This is a genomic window from Bacillus sp. ISL-41 (assembly GCF_018613235.1).
Classification (GTDB): Bacteria; Bacillota; Bacilli; order Bacillales; family Cytobacillaceae; genus Mesobacillus.
Map to the genome: position 1 here is coordinate 166,541 of NZ_JAGGQP010000019.1, position 22,488 is coordinate 189,028.

The following is a 22,488-nucleotide window of genomic DNA, read 5'->3' on the forward strand; positions in this document are numbered from 1 at the left end:
TGTCCTATTAGAAGAGGACGTAATCTTCAGATTTTGGATATCTGAAGATTAGTACCGCACATTCATCTGTAATATCCCCTGGAATTTCTCCTTCCAGTGTTATAAAGGAGATCGGATGTTAAAAAAACACCTACAGGCGGAATAGCTGCTGTGTTGATTGGCGGACCGGTCAACACTGTATCAGTGGTAGCAATCCAGCTGCCCGATTCACCGGCTTGCAGAGATGGAGGCTTCATCAGAAACTTGCCGCTTAACACCAAATGGCGGACATTGATTCCTGCATCATCATAAATCGTCAACTGGCCAGCAAATGAAGCATAAGGTGATTCGAATTGGATTGCTTTTTCATTTTCATCCCAGGTTCCCTGGAGTGGGATGGGTTTCCCCCGAAAATTAGCAGTTCCAGTCAAGGTGTTCCCTGAGAGGGAATTGATCGTGATTGTCCCTCTGACGATCGGTTTCCCGGCAATCTCCGCGTCTATCCCCCAGAGTGAAGGAACTGGCAAACTTTGCGCCGCATTCTGTCTATTGTGCAACTTGATCTCTCCTTAGTTTATAAGTAAAGGGTTTTAGCCTATTAAAAAGTATATGCAGCAATCATTTAAATGGGGAATGGGCAAGCATGGTTAGGAGGATGAGTACGTGAAAATAGATTATGAGGTATATAGCTGCATTCCTGAAAAGGGGATATTAGAAGGTATTTTAGATTTGCACAGAGTTATATTCGATACAACTGAAGGCTTTATAGAAAAAATGCACAAAAAGCCTCATCTTCTGTTCATTGTTGCTTTTGAAGGCTCCAAAGTGATTGGTTACAAAATAGGGTATGAACTGACCAATGAAAAGTTTTACAGCTGGCTTGGGGGAGTACACCCGGACTATCGCCATTAAGGTGTGGCTTCCAAGTTAATGAATATTCAACATTGCTATTTGGAAGTGGAAGGCTACAAAGCGGTTCAAACAAAGACAATGAATAAATGGCGCAGTATGTTAATTTTAAACATCAAAAGCGGTTTTGACATTATAGAGACATATATAGACCGGCACGGTAAGCTGAAGATTGTATTGGAAAAGAAATTAACTAAAGAGGAGAAAAGATGAACGATCACATCAATTATAAACTATGGACTGTATGTATGATTCAAAATGGAAACAAAGTTTTACTGATCGACCGCCAGCATGATCATTTCAAAGGGTATATTCCTCCAGGCGGTAAAGTCGAATTTCCGGAAAGTATCATGGAAAGCGCTGTTCGAGAGGTAAAGGAGGAAACAGGTCTAGAGGTGTGGAATTTGAAATACAAAGGGTTATATGAATATGTGAATCCTGCAGCAATGGACCGTTTTATGATTTTTAATTATATAACCAGTGATTTTAACGGTGAACTGCTGGAGAACGGGCCGGAAGGAAGAGCAGTTTGGGTTGATATTGAAGAGGCTTATAATCTCCCTATGCAGGAATCCATCAGAAGAAGGTTTCCATTGTTTTTTCAGGAGGGGACATTCGAGATCCAGGTTACATGGAGTCATGAAGAGAACAGAGAGGGCAATGTTGCAATAAGAAGTACATAAATTACTGGTTGTTCACTTTAGGAGAGTACTATATGTCAATTGTAGAAAAAGAAATCGTTTCTTTGGTCTTTTACAAGCCAGAATATAAATTGTTGCTGTCGAATTACAGTTTGTCTGAGGAGCAGCAAAGGTATACAGCACTTCCGGTGGATGCACTGCAAAAATGCGAGTCTGAGCCAGACAGACACCCAATTGTCATATTGTATGGCAGTCAGCCTGCAGGATTCTTTGTCCTCCATGGATGGGAGGGTGTTAAAGACTTTAGTGAAAATAAAGAAGCAATATTATTACGTGCATACTCAATAAATGCAGAGTATCAGGGAAAAGGAATTGGATCAAAGTCTATTAAGCTATTGAGTCCCTTTGTAAAAAAACATTTTCCAAAAGTAAATGAGGTCATATTGGCTGTAAATCATGCAAATGTAGTTGCACAAAATGTTTATAAGAAAGGCGGCTTCGTGGACAAGGGCATTACTGCAATGGGAAGAGAGGGGGAAATGTTTTTATATCATCTCGAGCTTTAAATTGATTTGAGGATGGTGACATTTTAGAAAAAGGGGGGAATTAGTTATGCCAGAAGTAAAGCGGTTACCAGAAATGAAGTTAGTGGGGTTCCGTGTGTTGTGTCCAGGTGACCAGTATATTGTCGAGATTCCGAAAGCTTCAAAGGTGTTGAGTGAACGTACGGGTGAAATTGCCAATGTGGTGAACCCTGGTTTTCAGTATGGAGCTTTTGTTGTCGAACATAGTTCAAATGAGGAAGATGGGTATTGGGTATGTGTTGAAGTATCAGAAATTGAAGGGATTCCTGAAGGCATGGTTGGCCTATCCATTCCTGGTCAAATGTACGCCGTTTTAAGACACAAAGGAGCTAACAGTGAAATCAGGCAGGCGTATACCGAGCTTCATCACTGGATTGAAGCAAATGGCTACCGGAGATTACCGGAAAAATGGCATCTGGAAGCATTCACTAAATGGTCTGATCCTGCCAATATAGATGTGGAACTCATGGATACCGTTTCCTTTGAAGTGTAAAAAATGGAAGTATTTGAAACCTAGTATCGACCTCAACCGTAAATAAACAATATAGATGAATACAGGGGGAAGATTATCATGATGGTGGAATCACAAGGGGATTGGATGTTTACTTTTGTCCCGATTTTTATGGGAGCAATCTTTATTATAGTCATTGGAATCATTATTTTTACAATCATTAAAAGCATAGGGACCTGGAGTAAGAACAATCAGTCACCACGTGTGAATTCTAACGCTCAAGTCGTGACGAAAAGAACGAGCGTGCGTGGGGGAGGAGAAACGAGGGCCCGCAGCCTATATTCTGTGACGTTTGAATTCGATAGTGGAGACCGGCTGGAGCTGCAGGTTGACGGTCAGGAGTATGGCCAGTTGGTTGAGGGGGATTATGGAGAACTGACTTTTCAGGGAACGCGTTATTTAGGTTTTACAAGACATCGATCATGATCTTTTCGTCAAAAGACCAAATTTTTAGATTTGGTCTTTTTGTGTGCTAATCCACGGAAAGGTCATCCCTGTTGATCATCCGGATGGCTGAAATGATGCCACGGCAAAATAACATTTTAATGGCTAAGCTGACAAATGAGTGCTGCCAGTTCCATCCCCTTTTCCAAGTGATTAAATTTGTTTTCTGGGCAGCGAATGTTTCGACAAGTACTTGCGGGATGATGAATGGGAAAAGTTTTAGAATGATCCCAAGAGGTTTGCTATTGAGTGTCCATTGATTGTAATAAAGAAGCATTAAAGGATAGTGGACATAGTCAAAAGGCAAATGGATCTTGAAACTCTTTTTGAATGGCCTGATATCGTATTTCAGATAGCCTCTTGAGACAAGATATCGATCTGCCCATGAGTTGCCGATGATACTGACTAAATAAACGATAACCCAATCCTTGAATGAACGTTTTACGATTGCAAAGGGCAATAGGAAAATGCCAATAATGGTTAAAATATATAGAAACCCTACGGATAAATTCTTTTGTTTTTTGCGCAAGAATACCACCTCATCATTAAAATGTTTCATTGAGGATAATTTATGTATGGCAATCTTTTTCTATAAAAATCGGGCTAGAGGGAATAATGCATTTAAAAGAGTAAAAAGAAGGTGAGACCTTGCCCAAAAAAGCCACAGATCACTCAGAGGAAAAAGAGGATGAACACCAAGAAAATGTGACCCAGCAGGCCGAACCAAAAGATGAAGTGGAACGATTAAACCATATGTTGGCAGCTGTGCTTAACTATATATCCGATGATGAAGTCGAGGTTATAGATATTGAATATTTGCTCAGCAACACAGAAGGGCTCCGGGAGTGGTGGGATCAATACCGTGAAAGAAACAGAAAAGAGATTGAAGACGAAATCTCGAAGGCACTTGGCGGACTATCCATCGAGGAGTTAGAAGATCTCAGGGAGAAAATAAAGGGGAAAGACAAAGAGTGAAGGATTTTGCTTATGATCGGAATACTTTTGTCTGTCGTTATTTTTAACATCATCGCATTTAAGGTTAATAAAAGGCTTACACTTACTCAGATTGTACAAATTTGGACATTTACATTAGCATTCCAGTTGCTTTTTGATCTTATCGTTGAGTTCAAATTACGAAGCTATTGATATTTTGGCGAGGAAGTTGACTGGGCGGGACTTATCCTGAGAACGGTATTGATCCCCCCAGTCAATATTATCTTTCTGAATTTATATCCTTGGGGCAAAAGGATTTTGTTTAAAAGTGTTAATGTGATAAGCTTCGTAGCCGCTATCTTATTGTATGAACTTGCAACACTGCTGCCGGAACCCTGGGGTTATTTTCTATCGGTGGTGGAAAATATGGTATTCAGCAATCGGTGACCCGAAACTTTTATTCAGCTTGCTTGGATTCTATAAATGGATAATATGGCTTGAAAAGAAGGACCGTCATAAAGCACTTCCAAACTAGGGAGTGCTTTTTATATTTTTATGGCGATCGATATAGGAAAATTTAGACAAATTAGAAGGTGAATTCCAGATAGTAGAGAATTTTTATACAGAGGTGATGAGAATGGTAAGTCAATTAATCAGGGTAGGAACAATTTACATACCGGTGTCGGATCCAAAGGAATCGTCGAATTGGTATAGTGATGTGCTTAAGGCCAAGTTAAATTATCTGGATGAAGACAAGGCAATTATGGACCTGGCTGATATCAGTCTGTTTCTGGTGAAATCTCCGGGACAGAGTTCAAACTTTACGGACATTAACGGGCAGGAAAGGTTCATTCTTACCTATGAAGTGGATGGTCTTGAGGCCCTTGAATCATTACATAATGAGTTTATGAAACGTGGGATTAGAGTCGGTGAGATCGAAAACCGCGGGCACGCAGGCAGGAATTTTGTTTTTAGTGACCTTGATGGAAATAAGTTCGACGTCTGGAGTGAGTTGAGCCCACAGTTTAAAGGGAGGTTTGATAAGGAGGCAACATGAAATTTGTTTTGATTTTTGGGCCGCAGGCTGTCGGTAAAATGACGGTAGGGCATGAACTTGATAATATAACTGATTTAAAGCTTTTTCATAATCATATGACGATTGATCTGGTTAATCCTTTTTTTGACTACGGGACAAAAGAGGGAAAGCGTTTAGTCGGACTTTTTCGTCAGGAAATCTTTAAATCTATGGCAAAAAGCAATCAATACGGCTTGATTTTTACATATGTCTGGGCATTTGACTTGAAAGAAGACTGGGATTACGTAGATCAAGTATGCCAAATATTCGAGGCAGAGGGCGGAACAGTGTATTTTGTTGAATTGGAAGCGGATTTGGAGGAAAGACTTGAGCGAAATAAAAGCCCGCATCGGCTCGAGCATAAGCCATCAAAACGAAACCTGGAATGGTCGGAGCAAGACCTGGTTCAATCGATGGACCAATACCGCCTGAATACAAATGCTGGTGAGATAGAAAGAGAGAATTATATTCGAATAAATAACACGCATTTAAGCGCAACCGAAGTTGCACAGCAGATTAAGGAGTATTTTAGTTTGTGAGTCTACAGCATTCTTGTTTGCTGAAGGGCAAAGGTGATGGGGGAACAAACATGGAAATGAGGAATAGTCAGGTATTCTTTAAGGATGTTCAAGGTGAGATAAAAGAGATTGTTAAGCTTCCTGATCAAGGATGCACTTCTGAAGTTAGCCGGATTGTCACCGGAGACTGCACTTACCTCCTGAAAAGTGCTCTTAAAGAAAAATATCGAGAGTGGCTAAAGTCGGAGGCGAAGGTTCTTGAGAGTTTGTCATTACAGAGATCAATACCGGTACCCAAAATTTATGGATTCATAGAAGATGAGCATGCAAGCCATTTGCTGATGTCGTTTGAAAAAGGAATGACTCTAACTGCAGCATTAAAAAATGCCGGATCCACCTTGGAAAAACAGAGCCTGATCCGCAGTTTTGGCCAGTTTATTATGCAGCTTCACGAACAAGGACCTGTCTTCAAAACAGATTCTGACTGGCTTGAAACGCAGCTGAAGAGAGCACGCGTATACGCTGAATCAGGTCAAGCAGATGGCAGCTTAGAATTATTGGAACAGTTGGTCGCCAATAAACCAAGTTATGTAAAACAAACTATGATCCACGGAGATTGCACAACAGATAATGTGATGGTGATTGATGGAGAAGTCCGGATATTCATTGACGTAGCTGGAATGACACTTGGCGATCCACGTTATGATGAGGCTTTGGCTACTCGGAAGATAAGAAACAATGCTGAATTTTTGGCTGCGTTTTATGAAGGATATACTCGCCACAGAGTTACGGAAGAAGAATTCCGATATTTTGAAGAAGGTTTATATGAGTTTTTTTAGGAGGCTAGATTATGTGCCAGGTTGTGAATAAAGAATTTAAAGCCATTGCTGAGAAACATACAGGGCTTTACAAAGAGTTTGCAGAATTAGTCCCCAAGGCCGCACAACATTTTTTACAGAGAGCGTCAAATCTAGCAGGAACCGAGGTTACGGTGTACGAGCCTAAAGCGAGTGAAAGCCATACTGAGGGGGCTTTCTATGTAGGGGTATTGGTAAATGATGAGTCGGAAACCTTACCCGATGGAGCTGAATTTCTCGATATTCAGCATACATATGGAATGATTAAAGGAAAAGGGACAGAAATGGGCAGTTTATATTCAACTCTTGATCAATGGCTTGATGAACAGGGCTATGCGCGGGATACTTTAGAAAATTTCATAATAGAAACTTACCATTCAGTGGAAAATGACGTGGAAGAAGTAGAAATATATATTCCTATTAAGATCTAAGGTATATGGTATATATTAAAGGACTTGTATTTCTTTGGAGGGGATTGGGATGGAGTTCAGGGGTGCCTCTGTTTATGACGAAGGGGAATTTTACGAGAGTTATATGAAGCGGAGAAACAGGGCAGAAAGTCCAAACAATATCATTGAAAAGCCTATTTTGCTTGAGATGATTGGAAATGTAACTGGAAAAAGAATTCTGGATTTAGGATGCGGTGATGCGGAAATTGGGGTTGAACTATTACAACAAGGCGGGGCTTCTTATTTTGGGGTGGAGGGCTCGAAAAATATGACTATGGCTGCGGCGGAAAATCTGGAAGGAACTAATGGCCAGGTAATACACTCTTCAATGGAAGAATGGCAGCCGCAGCCAAAGCAATACGATTTTGTCCTTTCACGTTTTGCGCTCCATTATTTATCTGATTTATCGAGCGTCTTTAAAAAGGTTCATGACTCACTGGTGCCTGGCGGGAAGTTTATCTTCAGCGTTCAGCATCCGGTTCTCACTTCCTCCGCAAAAAGTGCAGAAGGCTCGGGCAGGAGAAGTGATTGGGTAGTGGATGACTATTTTAACCAGGGCGAACGGGCCGAACCGTGGATCGGAAAAAAGGTAATTAAATACCACCGGACAGTCGAAGAGTACTTCCAGCTTTTATTGGCTGCCGGTTTCATGGTGGAGGATTTGAGAGAAGGCGCACCGCGTCCCGAGAACTTTTCCAGCCTGGAAGAGTACGAACGGAGGATGAGAATTCCGCTGGTTTTGATGATCTCCAGTACGAAGCGAGGGGAATGAGGGCCAGATGGAAATTCGGCCAGCAAAGCAAGAGGATGTTAAGGAGATATTGTCTATATTAAATGCCACGTCATTGGCATTAATTGAAAAAGGGATTAACCAGTGGTCCTATCCCTGGCATGAGAACACGATTGTGGGGCAGTTGGGATTTTTCTATATAGGAACATTGGCCGGCAAAGTTATTGCGACATTTGGAATAAAAGATTTGAATGATTGGCATGTTGGGAAGAGCGGAAAGTATCTGTATCAAATTGCCATCCACCCGAAGTATCAAGGAAAGGGATATGGTTCGGTGATTACCTCTTGGGCATGTCAATATGCCCGGGAGCTGGGAGAAGAACTGTATCTGGATTGTTGGGCAGGAAATACGAAATTAAAAGACTTTTACAGTGAAAATGGCTTCGAATTTGTCGGCGATTTTCCAGAAGAGGATTATTACATAAGCGTTTTTAAATGTAAGCAGGAGGGTTAGTATGGAGGCTGTTTTTAGAGAAATTGTCCATATTATGCATAATGACTACGCAGGATATAAGGACAAGAAAGGCTGGGACCTACCTGAGGATTTTTTTGGGGAAATTCAGTCTGATAATTTTCCAAGTGTTGTAAATGAGTATTTACTTGACTTCAAAGATAACCATATCTATTTTACGAAATCGAATGCTGAGAAAAATGTCGCGAAGGATAGAGGGTTTAAAGTAAGACGATATGAGGACAAGCTTTATGTCACCGAAGTCGGATCAGAGGAGCGGCTTGAAAAAGGTATGGCTTTTACAGCGATTGGCGGATGGTCCATTTCGGAGTTAATGGAGCGGCATGCGAGGCTATTGAATGAGAGCCATGCCGAACGGGAGAAATGGGCGCCAATTCTCGCGCTTTATGAGTATGGGGAAACGGATGCCGGGCAGGAGATTCAGTTTCGTTTTTATCCAAAAGAAGAGTATCAGCCGGTATATTCTGTAGAGCCCTTGAATGATAAGACTCTTTTGTTGACGATGACGGACTTTGCGGATCCGGATTCGATTATAGAGATGATAGAGGAGCATAAAGACCTCCTTGAGTCTACGGAAAACTGGATAATTGATGTGAGAGTGAATTATGGCGGAAGTGACGCTAGTTATTTTAACCTTTTGCCATATTTGATGCCGGAAGAAGGAGTGGAACTTGCGGACCCGGATGAAAAAATGCTTTTTAACTGCACCATGGCCAACTCTGACAGGCAGCTTGCAATGGTAGATGAGCAGATGAAAGGCGTACGGGATGAACAGACCTTGGTTTTCTTGAAGGCATGGCAAAGGGAATGGGAACGAAATAGCGGTAAAGGTTTTGTCGAATTCGATTTTGGTGAATTTATTCCAGATACTTTTGTTAAAGGAAGGTCTGTGCCTAAATCCATTATTGTAATGACGGATGTTTATTGCGGCAGTGCCGGGGACTCGTTTATCGAGAACTGCATGAAATCCAGTAAAATCACCGTAATTGGTAGGCCGACGGCAGGGTTAAACGATTATGCGAATCTGGCAATCCAGCGTTGGAATGAAGGCTATGAACTATGGTATCCGACCTCGCGATTATCCAGGATTGATCATGGTCGGGGCATGACTGGAGTAGGGATTGAACCTCATATCTATATTCCATGGTCACCAAGGCATCTAGAAGAAGATGTTGACCTGGCTGCAGCGTTGAAGCTGGTATCCTCTAACTTAACTGCATATTAATAGAAAATACGGTAAAAAGTTTACAAAATAGCCGTATTTCTTTTAATCCATCTTTACAATACTGTGTTAAAGTATTAATGTAAGGTACTCTCAATATAAGGAGTGTTGGCGATGGTTTACAAAGTCATCATAAATTTCTTATTGGTATGTGCCCACTTCTATCTGCTTTAACAATTGTTTAAAATGTCTTAACAAATTACGGCAATGAACTTTATTTTACTCTATTAAAATAAATACTAGGCAGGATAGCAAGTGTGGCTATCACAGCAACCGGCGAAGGTGGGGCCGGTTGTTTTTTTGTGTTGGTCGTTATTATTCCTAGAGGAAACATCTTTAAATGTCTAAGAAAGTGTATTTAATAGACATTTCAGAGAGGAAGCATTCCCAAAATGTCTAAGAAAGTAGGTTTAATAGACATTTCAGAGAGGGACCTGCTCCAAAATGTCTAAGAAAGTGTATTTAATAGACATTTCAGAGAGGAAGCAATTCCAAAATGTCTAAGAAAGTGTATTTAATAGACATTTCAGAGAGGAAGCAGCTCCAAAATGTCTAAGAAAGTGTATTTAATAGACATTTCAGAGGGTAAGCAATTCCAAAATGTCTAAGAAAGTAGGTTTAATAGACATTTTAGAGAGGAAGTAGCTGCAAAATGTCTAAGAAAGAGGGTTTATTAGACATTTGAGAGTGGAACACCCCTAAAATGCCTAAGATGCGATTTTAATAGACATTTTGGAGGGAAAGGACTGTTAAATGGTTGGAGTATTACGATTAATATAAATTCTTCCTTTTTTTGTGGTTGAATATTGGAAATGTTTTGTTAGTATTCTGCTAATTCTTTTGCCATCCGTGATAATACTGCACCATTCTTGGACAAGTGGAGTAGTTATGTCCCGCTCTGGTAAAAGTAATTGAATCTCGTTAATACTTCGTAGGACAGCAAGTTCTGCTTTTTCTTTATGACCACATTTTATACATACTAATTTATGCCCATCCACCCTCACCTCAAAAGACTCACACTCCGAACAGGTAATACCTTTCTTCAATTCGTCATAATGAAAGGCAGGTAGTTTATTGTTGGATGTATCAATCTGATGGAGGGATACCAGTTTAGTCGCGAGTTTGTAGTGGTTGGTGGATATGTTTCCCGGCTGGTTGTTGAGGTTGTTTTGGAGTCGGTTAATCTGTGTAGGGAAAATGAATGGAAGGTCTGGATGTGCGTGATACAGGGTGAACTCGGGGTTAACAAAAACGACAGAACCTTGTATTTTAAAGTTGTAGCCTAGTTGATTCAATAGTTTCTTGAAAAGCAGCTTAGTGCGGTTGAGTTGGTCAAGGGGATTCTTGATTGTTATTCCGATTGTTGTCGAGGTTAGCCCATCTTGTTTGTAGAGGTAATCTCCCTGGTTATTCTTTATTTCAAAAAGATATAAAGTACCTGAAAATATGATTAAAGCATCGATTTGAAAGGTTGTTTTCTCAACCTCGAGCAGCAACTCGTTCAGGATCAAACAGCTGCTTGTCAGTTTTTCCGTCATGGCATCGAACTGTAATTCGCCTTTATACCCCTTATCGAGGGATGAAAGATACCTTTTTTCCTCGTCTGATAACTCCAGTCTTTTATTGAAGATTCTCAGTTTAGATAAAATAATAGGTTCCGTCCGCTCTTTAAAAGCCATGTGCATCTTCCTTTCTATAATTAGTCATGATAATCATACTATTTTACCTAATTAAAAATATTGAATTTTTTGTGAATTGTGGCAAGCCTGCTTGAATACAATGATAAAACCACTTGATTCAGTCAGGAGGAGTAGGGATGTCATTGAAGGTTTATGCCGTTATACTGAAAACTGCGGGTCTTGCCGTTTTCCTTGTGCCGATGTTCATGAAGGGGATGGGATATATTGCGACCATTTCTCCAATAGTTATGTTTAGTTTAATCGCAATCGGAGTCGTTTTGTTGATCGTCGGGAATGTGTTTGAGGCCAAGGCGATGCGGAACGGCGCTTATGGTAGGCGGAGAGGATTCAGGAGATGAGAAACGAGTTTCAGCATCTGAAACTCGTTATTTTTTTAACGAAAGAATGAACCAAACAAGCAGGTAGAGATAACCCGCAACGGTGAAAATAGCCCATAGAGCTCCTAGCTTAAACTCCCTCGCTAGAAATTCAAATTCATTCATCTCCAAAGGCCTGCCGATACTATTCATCAGGCTGACCAAAGGCACCGAAATAATGACGAGGATTGCAATCATGGCCAGCGGAACCTGTTTTTTCTTGATTACACTATAAATAGCCCTCACAAAAATAATCATTAACAACAAATATAAGATAATCCAAATTAAAACTTCTATCATAAAATAACCTCCCTAAGGAATTCTATCATTTTTTTATCCCGAATGCCTGTTAGAATGTGGTAAAATTGCTTGAGAGGTGAGCATTTTGGCAGTAATCAATATTTGGTTAATCGTCATCCTGGCGATTGCGTTTCTTGCGGCAATTGGGGCTTGGCTGAATACTAGAATCATTTTAAAAGACTTGGCTACAATCAAAAACCATTTGGGGATCAAGGATGAGCGGACGCCTTCTGTTTTTGATAATGACCTCGATAAAGATTGATTAACAGGGTGGAAGTACAGTGACGAAAATACATATAATTGGCGGGCCCGGCAGCGGGAAATCATACATAGCGGCAAAACTCTCAAAAATGCTAGGGCTTCCTAAGCATGACTTAGACAACTTCTTTTGGGACCAAGAGTCCGATTATTTCGGTTCGCAAACTCCTCCTTTTAAAAGGGCGGAAAAGCTGGCGAGTGTTATGTCGCAGGATAAATGGATCATCGAGGGAGTGTATCATAGCTGGATTGAAGAAAGCTTCCGCCAGGCAGATTATATTTTCGTGCTCAAGACAAATGTCTATGTGCGTGACTGGAGAATACTGAAAAGATTTGTTCTAAGAAAAGTGAAACTGGCTTCTTCACTGCGAAGAGAGAATCTGAAGACACTGATTGACTTGATAAAATGGAACCATCAGTATGACGGGAACAATCTGGTACAGGCAATCAAGTTGATGAAGCCTTATAAGGACAAGGTCATCATCCTCACGAAAAATGATGATGTATTCAAGCTTTTCAAAAAGCGGAAAAGAAGGCAGGCTAATATTGAAAAAACTGCCTTGATCAAAGGCAGTTTTCTAAAACAAACTCTCATATGGTGCGGTGCTGATTTGCTTCTCAGCAAGCCGCTTTCGTAAAAATTTATGGTCACGCTTTGGGGTAGCCAGAATATAGCCGCGGATAACAAGCTCCTGATTGATCCTGTCTGCTTTTTCCTTCAACGCAAGCTCACCAATTTTACCGGCAATCTTATGCCTGGCTACATCCCTGAACAATTCAGGAACCGGACTCACCAAATCTTCAAGTAATGCCTTCTGCTCATCGTGCCACAGATGCCTCGTCTGGTTCACATAATACTCTTCCCAGTCCATATCCGATTTGCCGTCGTTCTTCGGCAGCTTTTTCAAAAACTTGCGGAACATGAAGAATCCGCCAATCGCGAATAAACCTACCAAAACAACGACCCAAAACAATATAAATAACAAAAACCAACCTTCAAGCTGATACATAACCCTTCACCCACACATTTCTAATATCTTTTCTTATTATAGTATCAGCTATCAAAGGAAGACAAGTCTTGTGACAATTTGAGTAACACACTTGTAAAATCAACAGCTTCTAAGTATAATAGACCTTGTTCTTTAAAACGGGGCTGAATGGGGTACTGGTGTCCCCCACGGTCTTCAAAACCGCTTGTGACCTGCGTGCCAGGTCAGGTGGGTTCGATTCCCACACAGTCCCGCCAAAAGTGTTGATGTATCAATCTTTTTAACGTTTTGGTTATAAATTGGAAATTGGATGATTTTCCCCCTAGACCGTGTGGGGTAGAAAAAACAGACCGTGTGACCTCCTTTGCTTATGTTTGGGTAATCCCTACATATCAAAGGAGGTTTTTTGTATGGCTGCACAGAAGAAAAGAAAAGGAAAAAAGGCAGCAACATGGCGAACCTTTATCCAAGAGGATCTTAAAAAATCACCTTCTGGAATAAATCTGTTCGACATGTTTGAACCTTCATCCGCACAAAAGAACTGGAAGGGCTACGCGAGCGTTGTTAAAAGACCAGAGAACAACGTTCAAATACCTTTGATTTTTTAAAAAAATCGATACCCGGATATCCAATATGCTGAAGAATGTATAATTATAATGAGTTTTATGAATACAGACATATTTATTAATATAAATCAATTTAAAGGGCAGATGAATCTCTATATTTGATTTATATCCTGACTTTCCTTTTAGTGTATGACATATTATATTAATTGCTTAATTTTTAGAAAAATAAGAATGTTTTATTGAGTTTTTGTAAAAAAAATGATTTAATTAAACTAATTGGTTGGTTCACTGGGCCAGTGTGAAAATAATGATAAGGGGGAGGAAAAATGAAAGTACTTATAACTGAAGTTATATGGGATCAAGGTATTACGACATTACAGGAAGAAGGTATTGAGGTTTATTATGATAAAGACCTATGGGCAAAGAGGGAAACCTTACTAGAAATTGTAAAAGACTTTGATGCTATAATTGTTAGGAATCAGACAAAAGTTGATCAAAAGTTATTGATTGGATGCACTAAACTTAAAGTTATAGGACGTTTAGGGGTTGGATTGGATAATATAGATTTAGTTAAAGCAAAAGAAAAAGGAATCCAGGTCGTTATGGCTCGGCATGCAAACGCCACGTCTGTAGCGGAATATGTTATGGCTGCTATCTTGAGTGCAAAGAGACCCATTCATGAAGCAAATGAAGATGTGAAAAACGGGAGCTGGGATAGAAGAAAACATACAGGAGAGGAATTGTATCAAAAAACGATTGGATTAATTGGTTTAGGTGAGATTGCCCATCGAGTTGCAAAAAGAGCGAGAGCTTTTGGAATGGAGGTAATTGGATACGACCCATTTATTACGGAATATGATCATATTGTGTCTGAAACGGGTGTTCGTATAAAAAGTTCCTTAGAAGAGATATTAGTTAATTCGGATTTTATTTCTATTCATGTTCCTCTAACCCCCTCAACAAAAGATTTGATATCTACTCAACAACTGAAATCCATGAAGCCCTCTGCTTTTTTAATTAACACTTCTAGAGGAGGAATTATAGATGAAAATGCTCTTTGTGATTCACTAATGCATCATGAACTTGCCGGTGTGTTCCTTGATGTATTAGAGTCAGAACCTGTTGATCCATCGAATAAACTTTTGGATTTTAAAAATGCAATATTTTCACCACATATTGCAGGTCTTACAACTGAATCACAAATACGTATTTCGCTACTTGTTGCCAAAGAAGTCGGGAAATTGCTAAAAGGACAAAAATCACTTTGTGTGGTTTAGTTTGAGGAGGAATCGAATTGGAAGATTTTCAGTTAGAAAGAAAAGGGATTACAGAAAAAGTAAGTGACCATATTAAACTTATGATTCAGGACGGAAGATTCAAAGTAAATGAGAAACTCCCAAGTGAGAGGGAGATGGCCGTCAAATTGAAAGTTAGTCGAAATACTGTTAGAGAAGCCTATAAAATTTTGGAGGCGTATGGTTATCTAACCATTAAACATGGAACTGGGATTTTTGTTGCTTCTGAAGAGCAGCAGATCAAAAAGATGACGTCTTTCTTTTTTGTAAAGACTGATCAAATCAAAGACCTATTTGCAATACGGAGAATACTTGAGGTAAATGCTGTTGCTTGGGCGATAGAAAATGCTTCTTTAGAACAAATGGAAAAACTAACGGCGATTGTTGAAAAAGCAAAGGTAGCAGCAAAAATAGACAATAATTCTGAGGAACTTGCTCGCCTTGATCATGAGTTTCATGTAACACTTGCAAATATGTCTCAAAATACAGTTTTAATTCATATTATGCAGAATTTAATTGACTTACTAGAGGAATCTCGTATGCAGGTAATTCAAATTCCTGAAAGACCAATTAAATCAGTTAGTGAGCATCTAGATATTGTCAATGCAATTAAGAAAAAAGACGTTTCTTTAGCACAGGATTGTATGTCGAAACACTTAGATAGTGTTGAAAACTCAGTATTACAAAATCTGACAATAAAGGAAAATAAATAATGAAATTAATTGATGCAGATGAGCTAAAAGTATTCGCTGGAAAGGTTTTAGAAAAGGCAGGCGTTAATAGTGAAAACGCACAGAATGTGGCAGATGCTCTAATTAGGGCCAATCTAGAAGGTGTTGACAGTCATGGTATAAGCAGATTAGCTATTTATACGGAACGTCTTATTGAAAAACGTATTAATCCCAAGCCCAATATTTTATTTGAAGAAAGAGGCACTTCCATTTTAACTGTAGACGGCGATAATGGATTAGGGCATGCTGTAAGTTCTCAAGCGATTAAAAAAGGCATAAATATGGCGAAACAAAGTGGGATGGTAGGAATTAGTATCAAAAATAGTAATCATTTTGGTACAGCTTCTTTTTATTGTCAAATGGCATGTGATCATAACCTGGCAGCCATGGCATTCACTAATTCTCCTCCGGGAATTGCTCCATGGGGAGGTAGAAAAGCTTTTTTTGGGACCAATCCAATTGCTTTTGGATTTCCTACAGGGAACAGCATTCCTGTTATTATTGACCTATCGACAAGTATAGCTGCAAGAGGGAAAATAATTTTAGCTGATAAACAGGGAGAATCTATTCCAGACGGATGGGCGATGGATGAAAACGGAGAAATGACAAATGACCCTAGTGAGGCGTTAAAAGGAGCTGTTCTTCCGTTTGGTGGAGCTAAAGGGTCCGCTCTAGCATTAGCAGTCGAGGTTTTAGCTGGTGTCCTTACTGGTGCAGCATTTGGACCACATGTAAATAGTATCTATCAAGATACTAATAAAAGCCCTGCGAATGTTGGTCATTTTTTTATTCTTATTGATATTGAAAAATTTATGCCTTTTGAACAATTCACTTACTCCATGAATGAACTATTAAAAGAAATGAAACAGATTCCAAAAGCACAAGGTATTGAAGAAATACGTTACCCAGGTGAGAGAAGGAATCAGGAGTTTGAAAAAAGGATAACGGAAGGTATACCTATTTCAGCCAATGTTCAGGAAGAGTTAATAAGGCTTGGAGATAAGTTTGATATTTCATTTCCAAAACCTCAATATTCTACCACTATTTAAATAGAAATGGATACAAAAAAAGCTCAGGATTCTGGAAACAGATAGCCTGAGTTTTTTCGTTTTAAATTAGGCAATAGATCATCTAAGGTTAATTTTAGACAAAAAAGGACACCTCTCCGATAAGATCTATATACATGCAGTATACAAAGATCAGAAGAAAGAGAGGTGACCTTGATTCATAATAAAAATTCAGTTTCTAATTGCTATAATTATTTATATAAAAATCAGGCACTTCTATATAGTTTAGTAATTACAAATTCACGATGTCCTAGAGCTTCTGCGCATGTTAAGCGGCCATTTACTGTACGATACAGGCATTCCATGAGAGAGTCTCCAGCTTCTGGTAACGAGATTTCTCTAGAAAGCAACCCTTTGACATCAACATCGATATGCTCACTCATTGTTTCTGCTGTAATTGGATTTGCTGTAATTTTAATAACAGGTTCAATCGGATTGCCAATAATGTTTCCTTGGCCGGTAGGGAAGAAATGAACTACTGCCCCGGCTGCAGCCATTAAGGTTATACATTCCGCAGCTGCCGATGAAGTATCCATAAAGTATAAACCATTCCCATCTTCAGGAGCTTCTGCTGGATCCAAAACTCCAATTACTTCCTTCGTGCCAGTTTTTGCAATATTTCCTAAAGCCTTTTCTTCAATTGTAGAAAGACCGCCGGCGATATTTCCTTGTGTTGGCTGTGAGCCTAATAAGTCAACGCCTTTAGATTTAATTTCACCAACATAATCATTATAAATATTCATAAATTTAGTTTTTAATGCTGGAGTAGCCATACGTTCAGCAATGAGATGCTCTCCTCCAGTCAGTTCGGATGTTTCACCAAAGAATACTGTGGCACCAGCATCAATTAATCGGTCAACTGCTTGGGAAACTGTTGGACAAGATCCCATTCCTGTAGTCGTATCTGATTCTCCACATTTAATACTTACAGTGAGTTCATGTAATCCAATAGGCTCACGTTGAAGTTCTGAAGCCCATTGAATATATTCTTTTGCTTTCCATGAAGCGTTACGGACTGTTTCGATATCTCCATTACGCTCAATGTAGAAGTATGAAACAGGTTTACCGGTTTTTGCAATTCCATCCGCAATTTTCTTTGTCCAATTTTCCTCAATGCCTATTACAACGACTGCTGCCACATTTGGATTTGAACCAATACCAATCATAGTCCTAAAAAAGAGGTCTAGATCTGGCCCGTATTGAAGTCTTCCATAAGCATGAGGTAAGGCTAGAGTTCCTTTTACATTATTTGCTACAGCTTCACAAGCTGCATTTGAAATGTCGTCTACAGGTAAGATGACTACATGATTTCGAACTCCGACGTTTCCATTTTCTCTACGATAACCAAATAATTGATTTTCCATTGTTACCACCTCGCCGTTTTAATATTGTGAGTATGAACATAATCTCCAACTTGCCATTCAGTTGTTGTTACGCCTATTGAAACTCCATACTTTAAAACAGGTTCATTAACCCCCATTTGAACCAGAGCAACTTTGTGGCCTAATGGGATATCTCCTTTTGCTACTACTTCCGTTTCAGAGTTATCATCCATAAAAACCCCGATAATTGTTTCGCCTTTTTGGATATCGCTAGTAGCAACACCCACATGATCACCCTTGTGATGGATTAAAAACTTATGCACTGCTACTCTTTGTTCTTTTTCGCTTGTTGCTACAGGTTGATTAACTTTCCCCATTTTCTTCAACTCCTTCTTTAAAATGTGTAATAGGTTAGGTGACCCAACCAATTTATAACTTATTTTATCATCACTTTTCAAAAAATCAACCTATAATTCTGAAAATTTTAATAAATAAAAAATTAAATAATCTAAATATATTGAATTTTAGATAAATAGGTGTTTTAATAAAATTATCACTGGTTGGGTCACTATGCCATTAACCGAAATAGTTACAAAGTTTTCTAATAAATTTTTTTAAAAAGAATGATTAAATTTATGCTGGTAAGTAACGAGTTAACAAAATGGATGAAAATGGAGGGTAATCGGGTATGAACAATGTTGAAGTTACTGTGATGCGTTTTGATCCACAAAACGATGAACATCCTAGATATGAAACCTTTCAAATTGAAGCGAAAAAAAATATGACGGTATTGGATAGCTTATTCTTAATTGTGGAAGACCAGGATTCTTCTCTTTCGTTTCGCTGTGCATGTAGATTGGGAATGTGCGGATCTTGCGGAATGGTAATTAACGGTCGCGGTCGTCTCGCATGTAGAACTAAAATTGAACATTTAGGTGAGAGAATACTAGTTCAACCTATGAGGAACATGGAAGTAATTAAGGATGTTGCTGTCAATATGGATAAATTCTTTAAAAATTGGGAGAAGGTGAAACCCTATTTTGTACCAAAAGAGGAAACGGATGAATTTGCAATTATTCCTCCATCATCAGGTCGGCGTGAACTTATCGATGAAAATCAGGATTGTATCACTTGCGGTTTGTGCTTCCAATCTTGTGATTCAGTCTCTATGAGGGAAGATGAATTTATTGGTCCAGCAGCATTAAATCGTGCCTATAATTTAATCGCCGATGAAAGAGACGGTGCAAGAGCTGAAAGAATGGATATGGTTACTGAAACAGATGGGGCATTTGGTTGTCGTACGTTTGGTGCTTGTGTTGAAGTTTGTCCCAAAGGAATTAAGCCAATGGTTACAATACAAAAAATAAAGATGAAAAAATTGAAAAGAGCTATAGGTTTAAAGTGGTAATTTAATAAGAAAATAAAAAAAAGGTGGTAAGAGCATGGCGGTTAGTAGTTTACAAACGAATAACAATGTACAGGAAGTAAAAATTAAACAACGTCCGTTCGTCGGATACATTGCATGGTTAGTTCAAAGGATTACAGCATTGATCTTACTATTTTGTTTACCTTTAAAAATCTATAGTGGCTATGCGATGATAGGCAAGCTTCCAGGTATCGGTATTTTTTCTACATTGCACTTAAACGCTGTATTGGATGCATTCTTAATTTTTGCTTTAATTTTCCATGCTTTATATGGATTAAGGGTGATATTAATCGACATTGGGATTGTTAAAGACAACAGAAGTGTATTTACAACCTTTACCGTTCTTGGTGCCGTTTTATGTGCATGTATGTTTTATTTCATTGTTTCTTAACATTATAAAAAAGAAGGTGAACTAGATGGAACATGTGGAAGTAGATTTACTTATCTTAGGGAGTGGCGGTGCGGGTTTATTTGCCGCCCATCATGCAGCAAATCAAAATCCGAATTTGAAAATTATCGTATCAGCTAAAGGGTTAGTTGGGAAAAGTGGATGTACTCGTATGGTTCAAGGCGGATATAATGTCGTTCTCCACCCCGACGATTCATTTGAAAAACACTTTAAGGACACGATTAAAGGTGGGGGTGGAATCAATAATCAAGAGATGGCCTGGACTCTAGTAAAAGATGCACCTAAAAGGATAAGAGAGTTAGAAACGAAAATGGGCGTGTTTTTTGATAGAAACGAAGATGGAACTGTTCACCAGAAACCCTTTGCCGGGCAAACGTTTGACCGAACGGTTCATAAAGGAGATTTGACAGGAATTGAAATTATTTCGCGAATGCGTGATCAGCTTTATGCCAAACCGAATGTAATTACTTGGGATGAAGTAAGGGCAATTGATTTGCTGCTTGATGAAGAAAAACATAAGGTTGCAGGGTGTTTAATGCTAAATATGAGAACCGGCGAATTTATAGTGGTTCATTGTAAAGCAATCATTGTAGGTACTGGCGGAGCTGCAACTATGTATAAGATCGCTACACCAAGCCTTGAAAAGTCTGGAGATGGAATGGCCATGTGTTACCGGGCAGGGACGGAGTTTCTTGACATGGAAATGATGCAGTTCCATCCTACAGGCCTCCTTGCTGAGAATTCAAGATTAAATGGGGGGGTTTTGGAAGAAGGCTTACGCGGAGCGGGAGGATATTTAATCAATTCGCTTGCAGAAAGATTCATGAAAAATTATGACCCAGAACGTATGGAGCGATCGACACGCGATCGGGTTTCGCGGGCCGCCTATATGGAAATAATGGCAGGACGCGGTACACCGCTCGGAGGTGTTTTTATTGATGTCTCTCATCTTGGAAAGGAAAATGTTCTAAAAATGTTCCCAGGCATGGTTGAACGTTGCAGAGATGTTGGCCGAGATTTAAGTGTTGAACCAGTAGAAATCTCTCCAGCAGCTCACTTTCATATGGGCGGAGTTAAGGTTACTACAGATTGTGAATCGAATATTGACGGGTTATTTGTAGCAGGTGAAGACGCTGGTGGCGTCCATGGAGCAAACAGATTAGGCGGAAATGGCGTTTGTGATTCAACTGTTTTTGGTGCAAGAGCGGGAGATGCAGCAGTTGCTTATATTAATAATACAAGTTCTATTTTGAAAGTATCTGATATACAGGTTCTTTCCGTTATAGAAGAACTTATAGAACCATTTAGAAGAGACGAGGGGGAAAACCCTTTCTACATTAGAAATGACTTGAAAAGTATAATGTGGGAAAAAGTAGGTTTGGTCCGAAATGGGAAAGACTTGGAGACGGCAATGAGTGAACTTAGATTATTGGAAAAACGAATCAATCAAGTTTCTGTTAAAGGATCACGAAAATATAATCTTACATGGCAGGAATTCTTAAATGTGCGAAATTTAGTAACCATCGCCAAAATGGTCACAGCCAGTGCATTGATACGAACGGAAAGCAGAGGTTCCCATTATAGAGAAGACTATCCCGAAAGCAATGATAAACAATGGTTAAGCAATATATACGTTATAAAAAAGGATGACGGCGAACCTCAATATAGAGTGGAAAAAACTAAACAAACCCGTATAAATATAGAGGAAATTGAGGGGTATAAGGTTGTAGCTTCAAAATAACTATTGGGAGTGGATTCTATGACAGTTGTTGATTACGCTGCAGATTATAAGAGTGTTTGGGAAGTCGATAACAAATTTTATAAAAGTGTAGAGGAATGTTGTAAAACACTTTATATTGAATCTCTTAAAGATTTACCGCCAGACGTTAGAACGGCCTTGGAAAGAGCCCATTCAAAAGAAGAACTAGCAAGCGGAAAAGAGATTCTAGCAACACTTATAAAGACCGTTTCCACGGCCGATAATCAAAAGCTGTTAATTTGCCAAGATACCGGTATTCCTGTGTATTTTGTAAAAGTAGGAAATCAAGTTCGCTTTGATGGTGTAAGGTTAGAAAAAGCCATTAGAAGAGGAACCGAAAGGGCAACCCTAGAGCATCCACTAAGGAGTAGTATTGTTAATACATTAACAAGAAAAAATCATGGTACCTCTACCGGAAATCAGGTCCCTATTATCCACTATGAATTTATTGAAGGGGATAAAATAGAAATTCTGATTGTTCCTAAAGGATCTGGTTCTGAAAATATGAGTTATCTTAAGATGTTAACACCTGCAGCAGGTATTGAAGGAATAAAAAAATATATATTAGAATGTGTATTTGAATCTGGTGCAAACCCTTGTCCTCCTACTATTGTGGGTATTGGGCTCGGAGGAACGGCAGATAAATGTGCAGCGCTGGCAAAAAAAGCGGCAGCACGAGAAGTAGGTTCCCCTAATCCGGATCCTGATGTTAGGAAATTAGAAGAAGAGCTGTACATCTTAATCAATAAATTGGGTCTAGGCGCTCAGGGTCTAGGGGGAAGCACGACTGCATTGGCGGTTCACATTGAAGTAGCTGACACTCATATGACATGTAACCCTGTTGCTGTAAATATGATGTGCTGGCCAGCGAGAAGAATGAGAGCAACCTTTAAACAACAGGAAGAACCTGAAATTTCTTACTAGAT

General features: G+C 39.3%; 31 protein-coding genes and 1 tRNA gene. 25 read left to right on the forward strand and 7 right to left on the reverse strand.

Annotated features, from left to right (window positions below; all coding sequences use genetic code 11):
* Positions 1-62: 62 nt before the first annotated feature.
* Positions 63-536 carry a hypothetical protein gene (locus J7I80_RS09565; protein ID WP_214737897.1) on the reverse strand — a complete coding sequence of 158 codons (474 nt, stop codon included), beginning with the start codon at positions 534-536 and terminating at the stop codon, positions 63-65.
* Between the two features lie 106 nt (positions 537-642).
* On the opposite strand from J7I80_RS09565, the gene J7I80_RS23650 reads away from it, so the two are divergent.
* The 5 genes from J7I80_RS23650 to J7I80_RS09590 all read left to right on the forward strand — a co-directional run bounded on the left by J7I80_RS23650 (position 643) and on the right by J7I80_RS09590 (position 3,050).
* On the forward strand, positions 643-891 hold the full coding sequence (locus tag J7I80_RS23650) for a hypothetical protein (protein ID WP_353050095.1): 249 nt from the start codon (positions 643-645) through the stop codon (positions 889-891).
* Positions 892-1,097: 206 nt separating this feature from the next.
* Positions 1,098-1,571, forward strand: coding sequence for an 8-oxo-dGTP diphosphatase (locus J7I80_RS09575; RefSeq protein WP_214737899.1), 474 nt, complete (start codon positions 1,098-1,100; stop codon positions 1,569-1,571).
* A 32-nt stretch (positions 1,572-1,603) separates the two neighbouring features.
* On the forward strand, positions 1,604-2,095 hold the full coding sequence (locus tag J7I80_RS09580; protein WP_214737901.1) for a GNAT family N-acetyltransferase: 492 nt from the start codon (positions 1,604-1,606) through the stop codon (positions 2,093-2,095).
* A gap of 46 nt (positions 2,096-2,141) precedes the next feature.
* Positions 2,142-2,606 carry a GyrI-like domain-containing protein gene (locus J7I80_RS09585; RefSeq protein WP_214737903.1) on the forward strand — a complete coding sequence of 155 codons (465 nt, stop codon included), beginning with the start codon at positions 2,142-2,144 and terminating at the stop codon, positions 2,604-2,606.
* Between the two features lie 78 nt (positions 2,607-2,684).
* Positions 2,685-3,050 (forward strand): DUF2500 domain-containing protein, encoded by a 366-nt coding sequence (locus J7I80_RS09590; protein WP_214737905.1) that lies wholly within the window; start codon positions 2,685-2,687, stop codon positions 3,048-3,050.
* 46 nt (positions 3,051-3,096) lie between these two features.
* Here the strand turns inward: J7I80_RS09590 and J7I80_RS09595 are convergent, their stop codons facing one another.
* Positions 3,097-3,597: a CBO0543 family protein gene (locus J7I80_RS09595; protein ID WP_251027681.1), complete on the reverse strand. Its 501-nt coding sequence runs from the start codon at positions 3,595-3,597 to the stop codon at positions 3,097-3,099.
* 119 nt (positions 3,598-3,716) lie between these two features.
* Here J7I80_RS09595 and J7I80_RS09600 point away from each other — a divergent pair, with 119 nt between their 5' ends.
* The 8 genes from J7I80_RS09600 (at position 3,717) to J7I80_RS09635 (ending at position 9,387) form a co-directional block, all read left to right on the forward strand.
* The gene (locus J7I80_RS09600) at positions 3,717-4,043 is read left to right on the forward strand and encodes a hypothetical protein (protein ID WP_214737909.1); all 327 of its coding nucleotides are present in this window, start codon (positions 3,717-3,719) and stop codon (positions 4,041-4,043) included.
* Between the two features lie 595 nt (positions 4,044-4,638).
* Positions 4,639-5,058: a VOC family protein gene (locus J7I80_RS09605; protein ID WP_214737911.1), complete on the forward strand. Its 420-nt coding sequence runs from the start codon at positions 4,639-4,641 to the stop codon at positions 5,056-5,058.
* The gene (locus J7I80_RS09610) at positions 5,055-5,615 is read left to right on the forward strand and encodes an AAA family ATPase (RefSeq protein WP_214737913.1); all 561 of its coding nucleotides are present in this window, start codon (positions 5,055-5,057) and stop codon (positions 5,613-5,615) included. The genes J7I80_RS09605 and J7I80_RS09610 overlap by 4 nt, the downstream gene beginning before the upstream one ends.
* Before the next feature lie 50 nt (positions 5,616-5,665).
* The gene (locus tag J7I80_RS09615; RefSeq protein ID WP_214737916.1) at positions 5,666-6,433 is read left to right on the forward strand and encodes a phosphotransferase family protein; all 768 of its coding nucleotides are present in this window, start codon (positions 5,666-5,668) and stop codon (positions 6,431-6,433) included.
* An 11-nt stretch (positions 6,434-6,444) separates the two neighbouring features.
* Positions 6,445-6,882, forward strand: coding sequence for a GyrI-like domain-containing protein (locus tag J7I80_RS09620; protein ID WP_214737918.1), 438 nt, complete (start codon positions 6,445-6,447; stop codon positions 6,880-6,882).
* 49 nt (positions 6,883-6,931) lie between these two features.
* On the forward strand, positions 6,932-7,672 hold the full coding sequence (locus tag J7I80_RS09625; protein ID WP_214737920.1) for a class I SAM-dependent DNA methyltransferase: 741 nt from the start codon (positions 6,932-6,934) through the stop codon (positions 7,670-7,672).
* 7 nt (positions 7,673-7,679) lie between these two features.
* Positions 7,680-8,144, forward strand: a complete 465-nt coding sequence (locus J7I80_RS09630; protein ID WP_214737922.1) for a GNAT family N-acetyltransferase — start codon at positions 7,680-7,682, stop codon at positions 8,142-8,144.
* A gap of 1 nt (position 8,145) precedes the next feature.
* Positions 8,146-9,387: a S41 family peptidase gene (locus tag J7I80_RS09635; RefSeq protein ID WP_214737924.1), complete on the forward strand. Its 1,242-nt coding sequence runs from the start codon at positions 8,146-8,148 to the stop codon at positions 9,385-9,387.
* A 746-nt stretch (positions 9,388-10,133) separates the two neighbouring features.
* Here the strand turns inward: J7I80_RS09635 and J7I80_RS09640 are convergent.
* Positions 10,134-11,063: a nuclease-related domain-containing protein gene (locus tag J7I80_RS09640; protein WP_214737926.1), complete on the reverse strand. Its 930-nt coding sequence runs from the start codon at positions 11,061-11,063 to the stop codon at positions 10,134-10,136.
* A 137-nt stretch (positions 11,064-11,200) separates the two neighbouring features.
* Between J7I80_RS09640 and J7I80_RS09645 the strand changes: the two genes are divergently transcribed.
* Positions 11,201-11,422: a hypothetical protein gene (locus J7I80_RS09645; RefSeq protein WP_214737928.1), complete on the forward strand. Its 222-nt coding sequence runs from the start codon at positions 11,201-11,203 to the stop codon at positions 11,420-11,422.
* A 27-nt stretch (positions 11,423-11,449) separates the two neighbouring features.
* Here the strand turns inward: J7I80_RS09645 and J7I80_RS09650 are convergent, their stop codons facing one another.
* Positions 11,450-11,740: a hypothetical protein gene (locus tag J7I80_RS09650; RefSeq protein WP_214737930.1), complete on the reverse strand. Its 291-nt coding sequence runs from the start codon at positions 11,738-11,740 to the stop codon at positions 11,450-11,452.
* A gap of 85 nt (positions 11,741-11,825) precedes the next feature.
* On the opposite strand from J7I80_RS09650, the gene J7I80_RS09655 reads away from it, so the two are divergent.
* Positions 11,826-12,002 (forward strand): hypothetical protein, encoded by a 177-nt coding sequence (locus tag J7I80_RS09655; protein ID WP_214737932.1) that lies wholly within the window; start codon positions 11,826-11,828, stop codon positions 12,000-12,002.
* Positions 12,003-12,021: 19 nt separating this feature from the next.
* Positions 12,022-12,636: a P-loop NTPase family protein gene (locus J7I80_RS09660; protein ID WP_214737934.1), complete on the forward strand. Its 615-nt coding sequence runs from the start codon at positions 12,022-12,024 to the stop codon at positions 12,634-12,636.
* On the opposite strand, the gene J7I80_RS09665 is transcribed toward J7I80_RS09660, so the two are convergent.
* Entirely contained in the window at positions 12,577-13,008 is a 432-nt protein-coding gene (locus tag J7I80_RS09665) for a DUF2621 domain-containing protein (protein ID WP_214737936.1), read from the reverse strand. The two genes, J7I80_RS09660 and J7I80_RS09665, sit on opposite strands and share 60 nt — an antisense overlap.
* Before the next feature lie 139 nt (positions 13,009-13,147).
* On the opposite strand from J7I80_RS09665, the gene J7I80_RS09670 reads away from it, so the two are divergent.
* The 5 genes from J7I80_RS09670 (at position 13,148) to J7I80_RS09690 (ending at position 16,628) form a co-directional block, all read left to right on the forward strand.
* Positions 13,148-13,244 (forward strand) — tRNA-Sec (locus J7I80_RS09670).
* 153 nt (positions 13,245-13,397) lie between these two features.
* On the forward strand, positions 13,398-13,595 hold the full coding sequence (locus J7I80_RS09675) for a hypothetical protein (protein ID WP_214737938.1): 198 nt from the start codon (positions 13,398-13,400) through the stop codon (positions 13,593-13,595).
* A 284-nt stretch (positions 13,596-13,879) separates the two neighbouring features.
* A complete protein-coding gene (locus tag J7I80_RS09680; RefSeq protein ID WP_214737940.1) occupies positions 13,880-14,830 on the forward strand; it encodes a hydroxyacid dehydrogenase in 951 nt (316 codons plus the stop codon).
* A 17-nt stretch (positions 14,831-14,847) separates the two neighbouring features.
* Positions 14,848-15,561, forward strand: coding sequence for a FadR/GntR family transcriptional regulator (locus tag J7I80_RS09685; RefSeq protein ID WP_251027682.1), 714 nt, complete (start codon positions 14,848-14,850; stop codon positions 15,559-15,561).
* Positions 15,561-16,628: an Ldh family oxidoreductase gene (locus J7I80_RS09690; RefSeq protein WP_214737942.1), complete on the forward strand. Its 1,068-nt coding sequence runs from the start codon at positions 15,561-15,563 to the stop codon at positions 16,626-16,628. Before J7I80_RS09685 ends, J7I80_RS09690 begins: the two co-directional genes overlap by 1 nt.
* 224 nt (positions 16,629-16,852) lie before the next feature.
* On the opposite strand, the gene J7I80_RS09695 is transcribed toward J7I80_RS09690, so the two are convergent.
* Positions 16,853-18,010 carry a UxaA family hydrolase gene (locus tag J7I80_RS09695; protein ID WP_213367247.1) on the reverse strand — a complete coding sequence of 386 codons (1,158 nt, stop codon included), beginning with the start codon at positions 18,008-18,010 and terminating at the stop codon, positions 16,853-16,855.
* Positions 18,011-18,012: 2 nt separating this feature from the next.
* Positions 18,013-18,345: a UxaA family hydrolase gene (locus J7I80_RS09700; RefSeq protein ID WP_214737944.1), complete on the reverse strand. Its 333-nt coding sequence runs from the start codon at positions 18,343-18,345 to the stop codon at positions 18,013-18,015.
* A gap of 311 nt (positions 18,346-18,656) precedes the next feature.
* On the opposite strand from J7I80_RS09700, the gene J7I80_RS09705 reads away from it, so the two are divergent.
* From J7I80_RS09705 to J7I80_RS09720, 4 genes are read left to right on the forward strand one after another with little or no spacing between them, the layout of a single operon-like run.
* Positions 18,657-19,376 (forward strand): succinate dehydrogenase/fumarate reductase iron-sulfur subunit, encoded by a 720-nt coding sequence (locus tag J7I80_RS09705; RefSeq protein ID WP_214737946.1) that lies wholly within the window; start codon positions 18,657-18,659, stop codon positions 19,374-19,376.
* Positions 19,377-19,410: 34 nt separating this feature from the next.
* Complete coding sequence (locus J7I80_RS09710; protein ID WP_214737948.1) at positions 19,411-19,785, forward strand: succinate dehydrogenase/fumarate reductase transmembrane subunit; 375 nt, start codon at positions 19,411-19,413, stop codon at positions 19,783-19,785.
* Positions 19,786-19,810: 25 nt separating this feature from the next.
* On the forward strand, positions 19,811-21,544 hold the full coding sequence (locus J7I80_RS09715) for an FAD-binding protein (protein ID WP_214737950.1): 1,734 nt from the start codon (positions 19,811-19,813) through the stop codon (positions 21,542-21,544).
* An 18-nt stretch (positions 21,545-21,562) separates the two neighbouring features.
* Positions 21,563-22,486, forward strand: a complete 924-nt coding sequence (locus tag J7I80_RS09720; RefSeq protein ID WP_214737952.1) for a fumarate hydratase — start codon at positions 21,563-21,565, stop codon at positions 22,484-22,486.
* The last annotated feature ends 2 nt before the right edge of the window (positions 22,487-22,488 follow it).